The organism is Aeromonas mytilicola subsp. aquatica, from assembly GCF_044336385.1.
Classification (GTDB): domain Bacteria; phylum Pseudomonadota; class Gammaproteobacteria; order Enterobacterales; family Aeromonadaceae; genus Aeromonas; species Aeromonas rivipollensis.
The window spans coordinates 1792259-1810129 of sequence record NZ_CP172298.1; the positions used below are offsets into that span (position 1 = coordinate 1792259).

11 protein-coding genes are annotated in these 17871 nt (G+C 60.8%); 8 read left to right on the top strand and 3 right to left on the bottom strand.

Going from position 1 to position 17871, the window contains the following annotated elements; translation table 11 throughout:
* Positions 1–117 precede the first annotated feature (117 nt).
* The gene (locus ACFWHB_RS08455) at positions 118–1104 is read right to left on the bottom strand and encodes a questin oxidase family protein (protein ID WP_395949938.1); all 987 of its coding nucleotides are present in this window, start codon (positions 1102–1104) and stop codon (positions 118–120) included.
* A gap of 66 nt (positions 1105–1170) precedes the next feature.
* Between ACFWHB_RS08455 and soxR the strand changes: the two genes are divergently transcribed.
* Together soxR and ACFWHB_RS08465 are read left to right on the top strand one after the other, a co-directional pair.
* Complete coding sequence (gene soxR, locus ACFWHB_RS08460) at positions 1171–1635, top strand: redox-sensitive transcriptional activator SoxR (RefSeq protein WP_395949940.1); 465 nt, start codon at positions 1171–1173, stop codon at positions 1633–1635.
* Between the two features lie 56 nt (positions 1636–1691).
* Positions 1692–2270, top strand: coding sequence for an O-methyltransferase (locus tag ACFWHB_RS08465; RefSeq protein WP_395949941.1), 579 nt, complete (start codon positions 1692–1694; stop codon positions 2268–2270).
* Between the two features lie 86 nt (positions 2271–2356).
* Here ACFWHB_RS08465 and ACFWHB_RS08470 read toward each other — a convergent pair whose 3' ends face one another.
* Both ACFWHB_RS08470 and gltB read right to left on the bottom strand, forming a co-directional pair.
* Entirely contained in the window at positions 2357–3772 is a 1416-nt protein-coding gene (locus tag ACFWHB_RS08470; RefSeq protein WP_106886465.1) for an FAD-dependent oxidoreductase, read from the bottom strand.
* Positions 3773–3784: 12 nt separating this feature from the next.
* Positions 3785–8242 (bottom strand): glutamate synthase large subunit, encoded by a 4458-nt coding sequence (gene gltB / locus ACFWHB_RS08475; protein WP_395949942.1) that lies wholly within the window; start codon positions 8240–8242, stop codon positions 3785–3787.
* 600 nt (positions 8243–8842) lie between these two features.
* On the opposite strand from gltB, the gene ACFWHB_RS08480 reads away from it, so the two are divergent.
* The 6 genes from ACFWHB_RS08480 (at position 8843) to ACFWHB_RS08505 (ending at position 17868) form a co-directional block, all read left to right on the top strand.
* The gene (locus tag ACFWHB_RS08480) at positions 8843–9787 is read left to right on the top strand and encodes a TIGR01212 family radical SAM protein (RefSeq protein WP_163149233.1); all 945 of its coding nucleotides are present in this window, start codon (positions 8843–8845) and stop codon (positions 9785–9787) included.
* Between the two features lie 362 nt (positions 9788–10149).
* A complete protein-coding gene (locus tag ACFWHB_RS08485; protein ID WP_106886467.1) occupies positions 10150–12294 on the top strand; it encodes a type I secretion system permease/ATPase in 2145 nt (714 codons plus the stop codon).
* Positions 12287–13702, top strand: coding sequence for an HlyD family type I secretion periplasmic adaptor subunit (locus ACFWHB_RS08490; RefSeq protein WP_025327371.1), 1416 nt, complete (start codon positions 12287–12289; stop codon positions 13700–13702). The genes ACFWHB_RS08485 and ACFWHB_RS08490 overlap by 8 nt, the downstream gene beginning before the upstream one ends.
* Before the next feature lie 35 nt (positions 13703–13737).
* Positions 13738–15069: a TolC family outer membrane protein gene (locus tag ACFWHB_RS08495; RefSeq protein ID WP_139745157.1), complete on the top strand. Its 1332-nt coding sequence runs from the start codon at positions 13738–13740 to the stop codon at positions 15067–15069.
* A 99-nt stretch (positions 15070–15168) separates the two neighbouring features.
* Entirely contained in the window at positions 15169–15939 is a 771-nt protein-coding gene (locus ACFWHB_RS08500; RefSeq protein WP_393936867.1) for a transglutaminase-like cysteine peptidase, read from the top strand.
* 3 nt (positions 15940–15942) lie between these two features.
* On the top strand, positions 15943–17868 hold the full coding sequence (locus ACFWHB_RS08505) for an EAL domain-containing protein (protein ID WP_106886470.1): 1926 nt from the start codon (positions 15943–15945) through the stop codon (positions 17866–17868).
* The last annotated feature ends 3 nt before the right edge of the window (positions 17869–17871 follow it).

A 17871-nucleotide genomic window follows, 5' to 3' on the forward strand; every position in this document is an offset into this window, starting at 1 on the left:
CATGCCTCTCTCACTACCCCGGCCCTGTGCCGGGGTTTTTTATGGCAGGCCGCCAGCGGGAATGGCGGCAGGGTGAGCTGACTCTGATCCAGGATCCGCCGCGACCTGTCGTCTGCGCTATGACGCGCCTTGGGGGAGGGGAGACGCCGCGCCGAGCAATCCCACAGCGCGGGCGGCGATCGCCAGATAATGGGGCGAGCGGGCCTGCTCCCGCCAGCAGCAGTGCACCAGCTTGATCACGTGGTCGTCCAGGCTCTCGATCGCCCGCGGCAACACCTGCGCCCAAGCCAGCCCAGTTGTATCCGGCCAGCGCTGGGCCTGCAGCCCTGGCGCCCCGACTGTGACGTAGGCAGCGGCCACCGCCTGCCACATCAGGCGCTGCCAGGCGTCTTTCAGCTCATCCGGCAGGTGACGGGTGACTATGGCGGCGGCCCGGCTGCCGGTCACCAGATGCAAGACGGTGAAGTTGCCGGTCTGCCAGTAGAGGGGCAGGGCGGCCTCGGCCTGCTGTGCCAGCACATCCTGCCCGTTATCGAGGCTTCGCGGCAGCGACTCCGGCCAGCGGGGATCGGCCGCCACCTGGCGCAGGCGGGCGGTGATCCAGTCTCCCTCCCAGCGTGACCCCTCCCAATGGGCCGCCAGCCCCGCCAGCAGGCGGGTGACGTCCCGGCTAGGGGCCCCCGTGCCAGCAGGCAGGATCAGGGCCTTGCACTGCCAGGCGGCCAGCGCCGCCGCCTGCTCTCCCAAGTGGCCGTTTTCCAGCGCACAGGCGAAGCGTATGAGGGGATGGAAGGCGCCTCCTGCCGGGGAGAAACGCTGCGCCAGCAGCTCTTCGAAGCATGGCAGCCAGCCCTCTTCGGCAAACCGGGTCCGCAGTTGCTGGCGCAGTGCCACGAACAGGGTCTCCTCCTCTTCGCCCTGGTTGTTCTCCCCGGCGGGCAGGGCTTGAGTGGTCTGCCAGTGGGTAAAGAAGCGCTGCAACTGCCGGGGGCTGGCCCCCATCTCGTGCAGGGCGTGCAACGCCATGGGACAGTGGTTGGTGGTGCCGCGACCATTGAGGGCGAAGGCCTGGTTGGCATCGAGCAGAGCGTAGAGATGATCCATTAGCGTTTGACTCCTTTTGTCAGGGGAGACAGGATTATGCAAGTTGAAGTTAACTTGAGATCAAGGATGAGATCGGATCGTAAGTGGCTGGTCATAGGCCAGATAGCCAAACGTGCCGGCGTGAACGCCAGCGCCCTGCGCTTCTACGAGCAGAAGGGGCTGATCCAGAGCCTGCGCAGCGAAGGCGGCCGACGTCTCTACCCGCAGGATGTCCTTCGTCGTATCGCCTTTATCCGGGTGGCGCAAGGGATGGGCTTAAGCCTCGAGGAGATAGCAGGGGCCCTCAGCGGGTTGCCCGATGGTCGCACGCCGGATCGCCACGACTGGGATCGGATCGCCGGTCAGTGGCAAACGCTGCTGGACAGCCGCATCGCCGCCCTGCAACTGATGAAGCGCAAGCTCAGCGCCTGCATCGGCTGTGGCTGCCTGTCGCTCGAGCATTGCGCCCTCTACAACCCGGAGGACAGGGCCGCAGGTCAGGGGAGCGGCCCTCGTTACTTGCTGGGGGATCTGCCGCCCGCCATCGATTGAACCGCGCAGGCCATGGGCAGTGCCGGGTCAGCCTGGATGACTTTCAAGGGGGAAACATGGATCTGGAGCAACTCAAACGGGAGCTGGAGCGATTTGGCAAACAGCATGACGAGGCGCAGCCATCCCGGGGCGGCAAGATGCTCAACATCACCCGTGACACCGGCGAACTGCTGGCGCTGCTGGTGCAGACGAGGGGCGCGCAGGCGGTGCTTGAGATAGGTACTTCAAACGGTTACTCCACCCTTTGGCTGGCGGAAGCGGTGAAGAGACTGGATGGCCGGGTCACCACCATAGAGCTGGGCGAGAGTAAACGGGCCATGGCCGCCCTCAACTTTGAGCACGCCGGACTCGAACCCTGGATTGATCAGCTGGCGGGGGAGGCCGGCAGCCTGTTACCCAGCCTGCCGACGGCGGGTTATCAGCTCATCTTCCTAGACTCTGATCGCCAGCACTATCAGGGATGGTGGCCTGAAATACAGCGCCTGCTCGCCCCTCGCGGCCTGCTGGTGGTGGACAATGCCATCTCCCATGAGAGCGAGATGCGGGACTGGATGGCGCAGGTGAGGCGCGATCCCGATTTTCTGACCTCGCTGGTGCCGGTGGGCAAGGGGGAGTTTCTGGTGGTGAGACGCTAGGGCGCATCACCGAGAGTCAAGCATAAAAAAACAGCCCCGCAGATGCGGGGCTGTTTGCTGGGAGGAGGTGAACCTTAGATGGCAGATTAAACGGCCAGGTAGTCCATTATCCCTTCGGCGGCCTTGCGGCCCTCGTAGATGGCAGTCACCACCAGATCCGAGCCGCGCACCGCATCGCCACCGGCAAACACCTTGGGATTGCTGGTCTGGAAGGCATGCTCGGCCTTCTCGGGGGCCTTGATCCTGTCCCGGCTGTCGAGCTCGATACCGTGATCACGCATCCAGGGCTGGGGGTTGGGCTGGAAGCCAAACGCCATCACCACCGCATCGGCTGCCAGCACCTGTTCGGAGCCCTCGATCACCACAGGATTGCGACGGCCATTGGCATCGGGCGCACTGAGCTCGGTGCTCACTACCTTGATGCCGCAGGTGCGGCCCTGGGCGTCCAGCTCCACGCCGACCGGCTGGAGGTTGAACATGAATTCCACCCCTTCCTCCTGGGCGTTCTTCACCTCCCGCTTGGAGCCCGGCATGTTCTCGGCATCGCGGCGGTAGGCGCAGATCACCCGATCGGCCCCCTGGCGGATGGCGGTGCGCACGCAGTCCATGGCGGTATCGCCACCGCCCAGCACCACCACCTGTTTGCCGGCGAAGTCGATGTAATCGGCCTGTGCCTTCTCAAAGCCCAGCAAGCGGTTAGCGTTGGAGATGAGGTAGGGCAGGGCGTCGTAGACTCCCGGCGCCTCTTCGTTGGCAAAGCCGCCCTTCATGTACTTGTAGGTGCCGACCCCGAGGAAGACGGCATCGAACTCGCCCAGGAGGTCGGCGAAGGTGACGTCACGACCCACTTCGGTCTCGAGACGGAACTCCACCCCCATGCCCTCGAAGATCTCGCGACGGCGCTGCATCACCTCTTTCTCAAGCTTGAAGGAGGGGATGCCGAAGGTCAGCAGGCCGCCGATCTCCGGATACTTGTCAAACACCACTGGGGTGACGCCATTGCGCGCCAGGACGTCGGCACAGGCGAGGCCGGCGGGGCCGGCGCCGATGACGGCGACCCGTTTGTCGGTCTTCACCACCTTGGAGAGATCCGGGCGCCAGCCCATCTCGAACGCCTTGTCGGTGATGTATTTTTCGATGTTGCCTATGGTCACGGCGCCGAATCTGTCGTTGAGGGTGCAGGCACCCTCACAGAGTCTGTCTTGCGGGCAGACCCGGCCGCACACCTCCGGCAGGCTGTTGGTCTGGTGGGAAAGCTCCACCGCCTCCAGGATGCGTCCCTCGTTGGCCAGTTTCAGCCAGTTGGGGATGTAGTTGTGCACCGGGCACTTCCACTCGCAATAGGGGTTGCCGCAGTCGAGGCAGCGATCCGCCTGCATGCCGACCTGGGCCTGGTTGAAGGGCTCGTAGATCTCCACAAACTGGATCTTGCGGATCTTGAGCGGCTTCTTGGGCGGGTCGACCCGCTGGACATCGATAAACTGGAATACGTTCTGGCTCATAGGGTTCCCTCCTTATTGCGCCTGGATTCTGAGTTCTGCACTAGAGCGGCTGGTGTGGCCAAGCAGGGACTTGACGTCGCTGGACTTGGGCTTGATCAGCCTGAACTTGGGCACATAGGAGTCGAAGTTGGCCAGGATCTCCTCGGCGCGCGAGCTGCCTGTCTCGTTGAGGTGCGCCGTGATGATGCCGCGCAGGTGCTCCTGATGGATGGCAAGATCCGCCACGTCCAGCAGTTCCACCAGCTCGGGGTTGGTGCGCTTGGCAAAGTTGCCGCACTCGTCGAGCACGTAGGCAAAGCCGCCTGTCATGCCCGCCGCGAAGTTGACGCCCGTGGTACCGAGTATGGTGACGATGCCGCCTGTCATGTATTCACAGCCGTTGTCGCCTATCCCCTCGACCACCGCGAGGGCCCCTGAGTTGCGCACCGCGAAGCGTTCGCCCGCGGTACCTGCGGCGTAGAGCTTGCCGCCGGTGGCGCCATAGAGGCAGGTGTTGCCTATGATGGCCGCCTCATGGGACTTGAAGGCCACGCCGACATGGGGTTTGACCACCAGCTTGCCGCCGGTCATCCCCTTGCCCACGTAGTCGTTGGCATCGCCGGTGAGTATCATCTCGAGGCCACCGGCGTTCCAGACGCCGAAGCTCTGGCCTGCGGTACCGTTGAAGTGGACCCGCACCGGATCGGCGGCCATGCCCTGGTTGCCGTGACGTTTGACTATCTCGCCGGACAGGCGCGCACCCACAGAGCGATCCGTGTTGCGGATGTCGTAGCGGAACTCGCCACCGCTCATGTTTTCCACCGCCTCCAGCAGGTCGTCCACCATCTTGAGGTTGAGCGGGCCCTTGTCGAAAGTCGGGTTGTGCTGCTGGCTGAACAGGCTGGAGCCTGCCGGTGCCACCGGGCTTGCCAGAATGCCGGACAAGTCCAGCTTGGCCTGACGGGCGGTGAGGCCGGGCAGGGCCTCCAGCAGATCGGTGCGACCGATGAGGTCGGTGAGCTGGGTGACGCCGAGCTCTGCCATCAGCTCGCGGGTCTCTTCGGCGATGAACTTGAAGTAGTTCATCACCATCTCCGGCAGGCCGGTGAAGTGCTCGCGACGCAGCTTCTCATCCTGGGTGGCGACGCCGGTGGCGCAATTGTTCAGGTGGCAGATACGCAGGTATTTGCAGCCGAGCGCCACCATGGGGCCGGTGCCGAAGCCGAAGCTTTCGGCGCCGAGGATGGCCGCCTTGATGATGTCCAGACCGGTTTTGAGACCGCCATCCACCTGCAGCCGCACCTTGTGGCGCAGGCCGTTGGCCACCAGGGCCTGTTGGGTCTCGGCCAGCCCCAGCTCCCAGGGAGAGCCGGCGTATTTGACCGAACTGAGCGGGCTGGCGCCTGTGCCACCGTCATAACCGGAGACGGTGATGAAGTCCGCATAGGCCTTGGCCACGCCGCAGGCGATGGTGCCGACGCCGGGCTCGGACACCAGCTTGACTGACACCAGGCAGTCCGGGTTGATCTGCTTGATGTCAAAGATGAGCTGGGCCAAGTCCTCGATGGAGTAGATGTCGTGGTGCGGCGGCGGGGAGATCAGGGTCACGCCGGGCACGGAATAACGCAGCTTGGCTATCTGGGCCGTCACCTTGTCACCGGGCAGCTGGCCACCTTCACCGGGCTTGGCGCCCTGGGCCACCTTGATCTGCACCACGTCCGCGTTCATCAGGTAGTGGGGGGTGACGCCGAAGCGCCCCGAGGCCACCTGCTTGATGCGCGAATTCTTCTCGGTGCCAAAGCGCTTGGGATCTTCACCGCCTTCGCCCGAGTTGCTCTGACCGCCGAGGCGGTTCATGGCCACCGCCAGCGCCTCGTGCGCCTCAGGGCCCAGCGCGCCTATGGACATGGCGGCGGAGTCGAAGCGGGGGAACAGCTTGGCGGCGGGCTCAACCTGCTCCAGCGCAACCGGCGTCGTTCCCTGCTTGAGGACGAGCAGATCGCGCAAGGTGGCGACGGGGCGTTCGTTCACCAGGCGGGCGTACTCCTTGTAATCGGCGTAGTTGCCGGAGCGCACCGCCACTTGCAGGGTCTGCACCACGTCCGGGTTGTAGGTGTGGTACTCGCCGCCGTGGACGAACTTGAGCAGCCCGCCCTGGGTCAGCGGCTTGCGGCCGAGCCAGGCCTGGCGCGCCAGATTGACCTGATCCTGCTGGATGTCGGTGAAATCGGCGCCCTGAATGCGGCTGGAGACGCCGCGGAAGCAGAGCTCGACCACGGAGCTGGACAGACCCACGGCTTCGAACAGCTGGGAGCAGCGGTAGCTTGCCACAGTGCTGATGCCCATCTTGGACATCACCTTGTAGAGGCCCTTGTTGATGCCGTTGCGGTAGTTGAGCATGGCCTGGCGCAGGCTCATCTTCAGCACCCCTTCCTCGACCTGTTTGGCCAGGGTCTCGTAGGCGAGATAGGGGTAGATGGCGGTGGCGCCAAAGCCCAGCAGCACGGCGAAGTGGTGCGGGTCGCGCACGCTTGCGGTCTCCACCAGGATATTGGCGTCGCAGCGCAGGTTGTTGTCCACCAGGGTGCGTTGCACCGCGCCCACCGCCATGGCAGCCGGAATGGGCAGGGTGCCGGCACTGATGTCTCTGTCAGACAGCACCAGCAGCACGGTGCCATTGCGCGCCTTGTCGGCCGCGTCGGCACAGAGCCGCTCCAGCGCTGCCTGCAGCCCCTCTTCGGGCTGGTAGTTGAGGCTCAGCACAGCATGGCGGTAGTGTTCCCCTTCCAGTGCCAGCAGCTGGTGGAAGTCGGAGTAGAGCAGGATAGGCGACTGGAACAGCACCCGGTGGGCGTGGCCGAAGGTCTCGTTGAACACGTTCTGCTCGCGACCTATACAGGTGGCCAGCGACATGACGTGATTCTCCCGCAGCGGATCTATGGGCGGGTTGGTCACCTGGGCGAACATCTGGCGGAAGTAGTCGTACAGGGTACGCTGGCTGGAGGAGAGCACTGCCATCGGGGTGTCATCCCCCATGGAGCCCACCGCCTCCTGGCCGTTCTCGCCGAGCACGCGGATGATTTGATCCAGCTCCTCGTAGGAGTAGCCGAACAGTTTCTGATAGGTCTTGAGCTGATCGTCAGGGAGCTCGCGGGCGCCTGTGCTGGCGTCATCCATCTGCTCGAACGGCACCAGTCGCTTGCAGTGCTTGTCCATCCACTGCTTGTAGGTGTGACGGCTCTTGAGATCGTCATCGATCTCGAAGCTGGTCCACACCTTGCCGTTGCTGGTATCCACCACGAACAGCTCGCCCGGGCCGACCCGGCCCTTCTCCAGCACTTCGTCCGGGGTGTAGTCCCAGGTGCCCACTTCGGAGGCCAGCGTGATGAACTTGTCCTTGGTGATGACGTAGCGGGCCGGGCGCAGGCCGTTGCGGTCCAGGGCGCAGGTGGCGTAGCGGCCGTCGGTCATGACGATGCCGGCGGGGCCATCCCAGGGCTCCATGTGCATGGAGTTGAAGTCATAGAAGGCGCGCAGGTCGTCATCCATGTTCGGGTGCTTCTGCCATGCAGGCGGGATCAGCAGGCGCATGGCCCGGAACAGGTCCATGCCACCGGCCAGGAAGAGATCCAGCATGTTGTCGAGGCTGGAGGAATCCGATCCCGTGGTGTTGACGAAGGGGGCCGCCTCTTGCAGATCCGGGATAAGCGGGGTGGCGAACTTGTAGCTGCGCGCCTTGGCCCACTGGCGGTTGCCGGCGATAGTGTTGATCTCGCCGTTGTGGGCGAGGTAGCGGAACGGCTGCGCCAACGGCCAGCGCGGGCTGGTGTTGGTGGAGAAGCGCTGGTGGAACACGCAGATGGCGGCCTGCATGCGGATGTCGGCGAGATCCAGATAGAAGCGCGGCAAATCCACCGGCATGCACAGCCCTTTATAGACGGTGACCAGGTTGGAGAGGCTGACCACATAGAAGTAGTCGTCGCTGATGCGCTTCTCGATGCGGCGGCGCACTATATAAAGGCGGCGCTCGAGATCCTTGTCGACCCAGCCTGGCGGCGCGTTGACAAAGACCTGTTCAATGCTTGGCAGGGACGCCTTGGCGATGGGACCGAGCACATTGGTATCGATGGGCACCTTGCGCCAACCGACCAGACTCAGGGTCTCTCTTTCCAGCTCCTCGTCGATGATGTCGCGGGTCTGCTGGGCCAATACGGGGTCCGGGTTCAGGAACAGCATGCCGACCGCATAGTTGCGGCCCAGGTGCCATCCCTTCTCTTCGGCGACAGCGCGATAGAAGCTGTCCGGTTTTTGCAGCAGCAGACCACAGCCATCGCCGGTCTTGCCGTCGGCGGAGATGCCGCCGCGGTGCTGCATGCGAGCCAAGGCTGACATCGCGAGACGGACAAGCTTGTGGCTGGCTTCCCCTTCCATGTGGGCCAACAGGCCGAAGCCACAGTTATCCCTCTCCAGCTTTGGATCATATAGTGACATTGCATTTCTCCCTTGCTCGGCCTTCCACCGCAAACTGCATAAATTGCGATTGGCTCTTGTGGTTCCGTCCGCCTGAGGTGGCGAATCTCCAAACTAATGGGATTTTCGGGCAAGGTCAATTGGACATCCCGCTTGTTTGCAATGTTACACCGCCATAACAAAATGTGGGTTTCAGAGACTCAATCCAGTTTTTGCTATACAAAAATCCATTAACTTTACTTTTTAAAGTTGATTGAACTGATAATGGTGGATTTGGTGGTTGACTGCTTTGCGGCGCTGAACTGTAGTAATTTTACCAATTCATCCCGACGGGGGTGGGCGGGGATCACATTTCAGGATCCTGCGTCTTGCATTTATCCGGATGCGGGCTAAGCGAGATTTTTGCAGTGCTAACAGCCGGTTAGAGGGGAGGCATAGTTCCACTTTTCCCTCTTTGTCGAAGGTCTGTGGTTTCCAAAAGTAACCTTAATACCCTGTCTGTGGGTATTTATCGCACGCAATGTGAATATTTATATGGTTTTTGGGGGCGGGACGGCTTGATCCAGCTCAGCCTGGCGGGGAGCCTCTGCCAGTACAATGACAGCTCATATCGGAGGTGTCATGCAGTTACACGAACTCATCAATACATTCGGCCAGGATCTCAAGCAGCGCCACGGCCAGAAGATCCACAAACTCTCCATTCACGGCGCCTTCACCTGCCCGAACCGGGACGGCACCCTGGGCCGCGGCGGCTGCACCTTCTGCAATGTCTCCTCTTTCGCCGACGAATCGACCCAGCAGCTTTCTGTCGTGCAACAACTGCTGGCGCGCCGGGACGAAGTGACCCGTGCCAAGCGCTATCTCGCCTACTTTCAGGCCTATACCAGCACCTATGCCGAGGTGGAATACCTGCAACGCATGTATGAGGAGGCGTTGTCGGTCAGCGACATGGTGGGGCTCTGTGTCGGGACCCGGCCCGATTGCGTGCCGGATGCGGTGCTGGATCTGCTGGCGGGCTATCAGGCCCGTGGCTACGAGGTGTGGCTGGAGCTGGGGCTGCAAAGTGCAAGCGACAAGACACTGCAGCGCATTAACCGGGGCCACGGCTACGCCGCCTATGCCGACGCGGTCGAGCGAGCCCATCGGCGCGGTATCAAGGTCTGTGCCCATCTGATTGTCGGTCTGCCCGGTGAGGTGCCCATGGATAGCCTCGATACCCTGCATCGCATCGTTGCGACCGGGGTCGAGGGGATCAAGCTGCATCCGCTCCACGTGGTGGAGGGGAGCACCCTCGGCAAGGCGTGGCAGGCAGGGCGGCTGGAGGTGCTGACGCTGGAACACTATGTGGAGGCGGCTGTGGCCATGATCCAGCACACGCCCCCCGAGGTGGTCTATCACCGCATCTCGGCGTCGGCACGCCGTCCGACCCTGCTGGCCCCAGCCTGGTGTGAGAATCGCTGGACCGCCATGGCAGAAATTGCCGCTGAACTGACTCGATCAGGCCCCCAGGGGGCTGCCCTGGGCCGACCCTTCTCGCTCGCTCCTTTTAATGAGTCACAACTCTAATTTCATTAAAAAAACAGAGGGTTATTAGATGAAATTCAGTCTTTGCAGTATAGTTTCGTTCAAGTCGCCTTGATAAGATGGTCGGCTTGAAAAAGATATTGTTATCAATAACTCTTTAGTAATTAATGGACCGGGCAGGATATCTCGCACTCCTTGCCGTCATCAGATGACGTGTGTGGCTCCTCTCTTCCCGGTTTGACGATGTGTGAGTCTGGCGATGGCATTGGATGTCACTGCCCAGTGCGCTAATTGGGTTGTCGGTTCGCGATGATGGGATCTGCTCTGCATTCACAGGTCGCCACCAGGTTCCGGGTGATGATTTCCCTGCGACAACCGTCTGAATCATGTTTTGACAGGATGCTATGCAAGCAGAAACCAGCCATATAGATGAACTATTGGAATGCCTGGTCTTTTTGACCCGTTTTTATGGCGTACCCAATAGTCAGGATGCCCTCACCACGGGCTTGCCACTGGTCTCGGGCCGTCTGAGTACGGCACTCTTCAGTCGCGCTGCCGAGCGTGGCGGTTTGTCCGCCCGTGAGGTGATCCAGCCACTCGAAAACATCTCTCCCCTGCTGTTGCCCTGCGTCTTGCAGACGCGGCAGGGCGGCGCCTGCATCCTGCTGGAGTGGAACAAGGACAGGAGCCAGGCCAAGGTCATCTTCCCCCAGGCCGGTGATGCGGCGCAGTGGGTCAGCACAGCCCAGCTGGGCGACGAGTACAATGGTCGGCTGTTCTTCGTCAAGAAGCAGTTCAAGTTCGATGAACGCTCCCCCAAGGTGCTGGAGACCCGGGACGGTCACTGGTTCTGGAGCACGCTGTTTGAATCTCGCGGCATCTATCGCGATGTGCTGATTGCCTCCATTCTCATCAACCTCTTTGCGGTGGCCAGCCCTCTGTTCACCATGAATGTCTACGACAAGATCGTGCCCAACCTGGCGTTCGACTCCCTCTGGGTGTTGGCGGTAGGGGCTATGGTGGTGTTCACCTTTGACTTCGTGATGCGCCAGTTGCGCAGCTACTTCATCGACATTGCCGGCAAGAAATCGGATGTGCTGCTGTCGGCCAAGATCTTTGCCAAGGTCATGGGGATGAAGATGGAGTCCCGTCCTGCCTCGACGGGGGCGTTCGCCAAGCATCTGCAGGAGTTTGAATCGGTACGGGAGTTCTTCACCTCCGCCACCGTATCGACCCTGATTGATCTGCCGTTTGCGGTGTTCTTCCTCTTCATCATCTGGCTGTTTGCCGGTGTCATGGTGGTGGTACCCATCGTCGCCATGCTGATCCTGGTGGCCTACAGCTTCTATATCCAGGCACCGCTCAAGCAGTCCATCGAGGAGGGCTCCCGCCTGGCCTCCCAGAAGAACGCCAACCTGATCGAAAGCATCTCCGGCCTCGAGACCGTCAAGATCTTCGGCGCCGAGAGCATGTTCCAGCACCGCTGGGAGCAGGCTGTGTCCCACATATCGACCTGGGGCGTGCAGACCCGTCGCATCACCAACTCCATGTCCTCTCTGGCGAGCTACATCCAGCAGGTGGTGACCGTGGGGCTGGTCATCGTCGGGGTCTACCAGATCTCCGAAGGGCTGGTGACCATGGGGGGCATGATCGCCGCCGTCATGCTGTCCAGCCGCGCCATCGCTCCCATGGTTCAGCTCTCCGTGCTGTCGACCCGCTACAACCAGGCCAAGTCTGCTTTGGAGATCCTGGAGAAGATCATGATGACGCCGGGCGAGCAGGAGGAGGGCAAGCAGTACATTCACCACCCCATCATCCAGGGCCGCATCGAGTTCGAAAACGTCTCCTTCAAATACCCGGGCATGGAAAGCAGCACACTGCACAACATCAACCTGCGCATCGAGCCGGGGGAGAAGGTGGCCATCATAGGGCGGATCGGGGCGGGCAAGACCACCCTTGAGAAGCTGCTGATGGGGCTCTACCGACCGACGGACGGTCTGGTGCGCCTCGATGGCTTCGAGCTGGATCAGCTGGCGCCGGCCGCCATCCGTCGCAACATCGGCTGTGTGCCGCAGGACGTGACTCTCTTCTTTGGCTCGGTGCGAGACAACATCATGCTGGGCAACCCGCTGGTGGATGATGCCCGGGTCGTGCGCGCCGCCAAGCGGGCCGGCGTCACCAACTTTACCAATCGGGATCCCAATGGGCTGGACCGGCAGATAGGCGAGGGAGGGCGTCAGCTCTCGGGTGGTCAGCGCCAGGCCATTTTGCTGGCTCGTGCCCTGCTCAACGATCCCCCCATCCTGGTGATGGATGAGCCAACGTCCAACATGGACAACCAGTCAGAGATGCATGTGAAGCAGGAGCTGGCAAGGCTGGGTCCTGAAACCACGCTGATCCTCATTACCCACAAGACCTCCATGCTGGATGTGGCCTCCCGGGTCATCGTCGTGGAACAGGGGAAGATAGTGGCTGACGGCCCCAAGGAGACGGTGCTGCAACAACTGAAGGAAGGCAAGGTGCGGGTGCAGGAGACGGCCAATGGCTAACAACTGGTTCAAGAAAACGGCACCAGACACAGTGTTGCCCGCCCCCGAGCACCTCGAGTATGTCGACGACGGTGCCGCCGCCGTCTTGCTGAGCACGCCAACCCGCGCCAAGGTGCTGCTCTGGGCCTGTTTCCTGTTCTTCATGAGTGCCATCATCTGGGCCGCCTGGGCCGAGCTTGACGAGGTCACCGTCGGCCAGGGCAAGGTCATTCCATCTCGCCAACTGCAGGTGATCCAGAACCTGGAAGGGGGGATCGTCAAGGAGATCTTCGTCAAGGAGGGGGACATAGTCGAGGAGGGGCAGCCTCTGCTGCGCATAGACGATACCCGCTTCAAGTCGGATTTTCGCGAGCGTGAACAGGAGCTGGTGATCCTCAAGGGCGACATCGCCCGTCTGCGTGCAGAGATCCGCAGTGTGGTGGTCAAGAGAGAACCCAACCTCGGCTGGCGTGAGCAGGTGGTCATCGACAAGCAGCCTATCGTCTTCCCCGAAGGGTTCGAGAACGTCTTTGCGGAATACGTGGCCCGTGAAAAGTCGGTACAGGACGAGCGGCTCAACAATTTGAACAACCAGCTCTACATTCTCGGTCAGCAGATCGAGCAGAAGGAGCAGGAGACCATAGAGCTCAATGCCAAGATACGGACAGTGAGTCGCAGCGTGGATCTGGCCCGCCAGGAGTTGAACATCAGCCGGCCTCTCGCAAAAGAGGGTATAGTTCCTCAAGTGGAGCTAATTAAACTGGAGCGGCAGGTCAACGAGATGCAGGGCGAGCTGGAAGCCAACCGCCTGCTCATCCCCAAACTCAACTCGGTGCTGCGGGAGACCATCTCCAAGCGCAATGACATCGCCTTGAAGTTCAGAGCGGACTCCCAGACCGAGCTCAATGAACGCCAGGGCAAGCTGAGCCAGTTGTCCGAAGGCCAGGTCGGTCTGCGGGACAGGGTCGATCGTACCAGCGTGATAGCGCCGCTCAAGGGCACCATCAAGAAGCTCAAGATCAATACCCTGGGAGGGGTCGTACAGCCTGGCATGGATCTGATGGAGATAGTGCCGCTGGAGGACACCCTGCTGGTGGAAGCCAAGGTATCACCCAAGGACATAGCCTTCCTGCGACCCGGGCTGGAGGCCGTGGTCAAGATAACCGCTTATGATTTCACTGTTTATGGAGGTTTACATGGCAAGGTTGAACAGATAAGTGCCGACTCGATCCAGGATGAGGAGGGCAACTCCTTCTATCTGGTTCGGGTGCGTACCGAGAAGAGTTATCTGGGCGATGAGCTTAACGCACTTCCCATCATCCCCGGTATGTTAGCCAGTGCAGATATCATTACTGGCAAAAAAAGTGTCCTAGACTACTTGCTCAAGCCCATCCTGCGGGCTAAGCAGTCGGCACTGAGAGAACGATAAGCCAACAATCTAAAAACAACATGACTGGAGATACCATGAAGAAGACGATTGTTGCCATGCTGGTTAGTGGCACCATACTGTTCCCGGGCCTGAGCCAGGCACAGACACTGGAACAGTCAGTGGCACAGTCACTGGCTACCCATCCGAAAATCAAGGAAGCTTTTGATCTCTATCAGGCACGACTGTACCAGCATGATGGAGCCAAGGGCGGCTACTATCCCACCATAGATCTGCGTGGCGGCGTTGGTTACGAGAAGACCGACAGCCCCTCGACCCGTGCGGCACCTGCCAACTCGCAGACGATCGATGATTCCATGACTCGTAAAGAGGCCGGGATCAGCCTGCGCCAGATGCTGTTTGACGGCTTCGATGTCAGCAGCAACGTGGCCCGGACCGATGCCGCAGCCCAGGCCCAACGTCTGGCCATGATCTCCGAGGCGGAGAACACGGCGCTGCGTGTGGCCGAGGTGTACCTCAACATGCTGCGTCAGCAGGAGATCCTGGAGCTGTCCAAGCAGAACCTGGAAACCCACGAGCAGATCCGCAGCGACATCCAGAAACGGACAGACTCAGGTTTGGGCTCGACCGCGGACCAGACCCAGATCGATGGTCGTGTGGCACGTGCCTACTCCAACCAGGCGGCCGCGGAGAACAACTATCGGGATGCCGAGAGCGAGTTCATCCGGGTCGTGAATGAGGTGCCCAAGGATCTGGTGCAGCCAGCTCCCAACAGCCAGTTGATCCCGGCCACTCTGGAGGACGCGCTGAAGACGGCCACCGAGGTTCACCCGACCCTGCTGTCCTCCCTGCAAGACATCGAAGAGGCCAAGTATCAGCATGAAGGATCCAAGTCCGGGTTCTACCCGAACGTGGCCTTCGAGGTGGATCAGAACTGGAACGAGGACATCGATGCGGTCAAAGGACGCAACGACGACCTCACCGCCATGGTCCGGATGCGTTACAACCTGTTCCGTGGCGGCTCCGATCTGGCTGAAAGCAAGGCCACCTCGGCACTCTATTCCCAGGCAAAAGACATTCACCTGAATGCCTTCCGTCAGGTGGAAGAGGGGACCCGCCTCGCCTGGAATGCCAAGGAGTCGCTGGCCAAGCAGAAAGTCTTCCTGAAAGAGCACGTGGACGCCAGCTACGACACCGTACAGGCGTACAAGAAGCAGTTTGGTCTGGGACAACGGACCTTGCTGGACGTGCTGAACACGGAGAACGAACTGTTCGAGGCTCGCCGCAGCTACATCACGGCCGAGTATGACTCCCTGCTGGCGGATTACCGTATCCTCAATGCCACCGGGGGACTGCTCAATGCCATGAATGTACAGCAGCCCGCTGATTGGCAGGCCAACAACAACTGATGGTCATCGTGCTGATGCCATATCAGTCAGAAGAAATGGCTGCAGCTTGCTGCAGTCATTCTTTTATGTATTTGGCTTTCAACTGAAGATTGCAATGGCATGCCGCAGGGGAAACATGTGACATCGTGGTGCAAGGCAGGGGGCCGCGGGCTCTTCTGGCCAGCATGGCTCATCCGCCCCGTGCAGCGTTGGCGGCTCCAGCTGTTGTGGCTGGTGCTGCTGTCTATCCCTCTGCTGCTCAGCGCCAGCCAGCCCTTGTCGTCGGAAGATCTGAAGCTGGTCAAGCGGGCGGAGGAGACCTATGGCCCTCGTGCAGGCAAGCGGGTCACCAGCTGGCGCACGCTGGCCATGCAGAACCGGGCTGCGGGTCTGACGGAGCGACAGAAGCTGGAAAAGGTGAACCAGTTTTTCAATCAGATGCGGTTTATCGATGACATCAAGCTGTGGCGCAAGAAGGATTACTGGGCGACCCCGCTGGAATTTTTGGGGGCGGCTGGCGGAGATTGTGAAGACTTCAGCATTTCCAAATACTTTACGCTGCTGGAGCTTGGCATCCCGGATGAAAAAATGCGGATGGTATATGTCAAGGCATTGGATTATAACCAGTTTCATATGGTTGTTGCCTATTATGAGACGCCCGCATCAGTGCCTCTCATTCTGGACAATCTCGTCGGCGCCATTCGCCCGGCCAGTCAGCGGGCGGATCTGGTGCCAATTTACAGCTTTAACGGTAGTCACTTGTGGTTGATGAAGGCGCGTGGTCAAGGGGAACTGGCCGGGCAATCATCCCGCTTGGGATTATGGACTGACTTACGCAATCGCATGACTTCAGGGCGATTGGCTCGGCCTGTGGTGAATTTGGATGATTAACCTATGACGCTCTACAGACAACTATTGGCAACCATGCTGTTACTGTTCGGATTGCTGTTTGCCGCCACCTACTGGGTACAGTTCAATTCGACCCGCAACTATCTGGCGCAACAGCAGGAGACCACAGTCATCAACACCTCCACCGCCCTGGGTCTGGCGTTGACGCCTTATCTGGAGAACGGGGACAAGGTGAGTGCCGAATCCGTCATGAAGGCCGTGTTCGACGGCGGCTACTATCGACTGGTCCGCCTCGATCTGCTGGCTTCCAAGGATGTCATCGAACTGGAAAACAGCAGCAACATACAGGGAGTGCCGCAGTGGTTCATCGAGCTGGGCCTCTTCCCTGAGGTATCCAACGAATCCATTCTGACCTCGGGCTGGTTGCAACTGGGCAAGCTGAAGATAGTGGGCCATCCGGGACAGGCCTACTACGAGCTCTGGAAGGGGATGAGCGAGCTGGCGACCTGGTTCCTGGTGGGCTTCCTGATCACCACCATTCTGCTGATGCGGGCACTCAACTACCTGCTCAAACCGCTCAAGCTCATCTGCGAGCAGGCGGTCGAGATAGAGCTGCACCACTTCGGACACACCATTCCCGAACCCAAGAGCCGCGAGTTGAAACAGGTGGTGCAGGCCATCAACACCCTCTCGAGCAAGCTGGCGGTGCAGTTCAAGGAGCAGGCCGATGAAGCCGAGAACCTGCGCGCCCGGGTCTATGTGGATGCGGTCTCCGGGCTCGGCAACCGCTCCTACTTCGTGGGACAGGTCAATGCCTGGATCGCCGAAGCGGGACAGGGGGGCGTCATGCTGGTGGCCGTCGACATGCTGGACGATCTCTATCGTGAGGAAGGCTATGCGGCGCGGGACAACATGGTCAAGTCCATCGCCCAGGTGCTCAGGGAGCTGCTGGACGGCTGGGATGGTGCGGCGCTGGCCCGGATCTCGGCCACCGAATACGCCCTGCTCTGTCCTACCGATGATCTGTCACAGCTCAAGGATCTGGCGGAGCTTATCAATAGCCGTATCGCCGATCTGGTGGTCAATCCCATGGGTGAGAGCGGTGCGCTCTCCGTGGTCGGGATCGCCGGCCGTGATGGCGATGATGACCTCTCCGCCCTGCTGACCAAGGCGGACAATGCGCTGGGCAAGGCGCGCAACGAGCGACGGGGTGCCGTCGTCATGGAAGGGGGCTCGGATCAGGGGTTGATGGGGCGCCTGGCCTGGCGTGATCTGGTACAGGATGCAATGGCCCGAAACCTGTGGCGCTTCAAGGCGCAGCCTGCCTGTCGCTTCGATGATGGTACGCGCCTGCATGCCGAGCTGTTCGCTTCCATCTCGCGGGATGGGACCGACTATTTCGCAGGCCAGTTCTTGCCCGCCATAGAGCAGTTCCAGATGGGGGCCGAGTTTGACAAGGCCGTTCTGGAAGCTTGCGTGCCCCTGTTCAAGCAGCAATCCGAGCTGGTGCTCGCGGTCAACATCACCGCAGGGTCGCTCTGTTCGGATGAGTTCCTGACCTGGCTGAGCGGCTATCTGGCTGTGAATGGCGAGTTGAAGGAGAGACTGCTGTTCGAGATCCCTGAGGCTGCCATCATGAAACACAAGCAGCATGTGACCAACCTGGTCGAGGTGCTGCGAGAGCAGGGCTTCCTGTGGGGGGTCGATCACTATGGTCGCCACTTCCAGTCCCTCGGATATCTGGAGGAACTGGCCCCTGCCTACGTCAAGGTGGATCATGGCTATACCAGCCAGGTCATGGAGCCGGGAGCCGATACCTCCTTCCTGGCTGCGGTCTGTCGGGCAGCCCACAATGCGGGTGTCACGACCATCGCCACCCGAGTGGAGGATCAGCAGCAGGTCGAGGTGCTGGCCAGTCTGCACATAGACGGTTATCAAGGCTTCGTTCATCCGGCATTCCCACTGCCGTGAATT